Genomic DNA, 411 nt, shown 5'->3' with positions numbered 1-411 from the left:
GGTCTGGGTGCTCTTGTCGATGAACACGTCATCGCCAGGGGCATCAACAATCACAGTACCAACGGTTTCGCCGGCCTTGATGGTGATGGTTTGTTTGTTATCGAGCGTCAGGGTGACGTCGGTGTCAGCCTTGTTGCTCAAGGTGGCGGTGTAAGTGATCGTGCCGCCTTCACTCACTTCCGACGGAGCCGTCAACGTAACGGTAGTGGTGTTATCGGTGCCTGGTGTGTCGGTTACGACGGTCGTGACTTTATCGGTACCTGGAACCAGGTTCTCGAAGTGCTCGCCACCGGTGACTTTTTCGATGCCGGTCGTAACAGTCTGATCACCTTTGTAAACATCATCCGGAGCCACAACCGAGACAGTCCCGCTCGACTGATTCACGCCAATGGTGATGACCTGGTTGTTATC

The 411-nt window shown here is 54.5% G+C and carries 1 protein-coding gene; it reads right to left on the bottom strand.

All coding sequences use genetic code 11. The annotated features are described in order from the left end of the window. The coding region (locus BHC62_RS04700; protein ID WP_143007488.1) for an immunoglobulin-like domain-containing protein at positions 1-411 on the bottom strand (411 nt) is incomplete at both ends.

The organism is Pseudomonas sp. 06C 126, from assembly GCF_001855215.1.
Classification (GTDB): Bacteria; Pseudomonadota; Gammaproteobacteria; order Pseudomonadales; family Pseudomonadaceae; genus Aquipseudomonas; species Aquipseudomonas proteolytica.
Note: the sequence above shows the minus strand (reverse complement) of the source record. Positions and strands in the feature narration are given on the sequence as shown.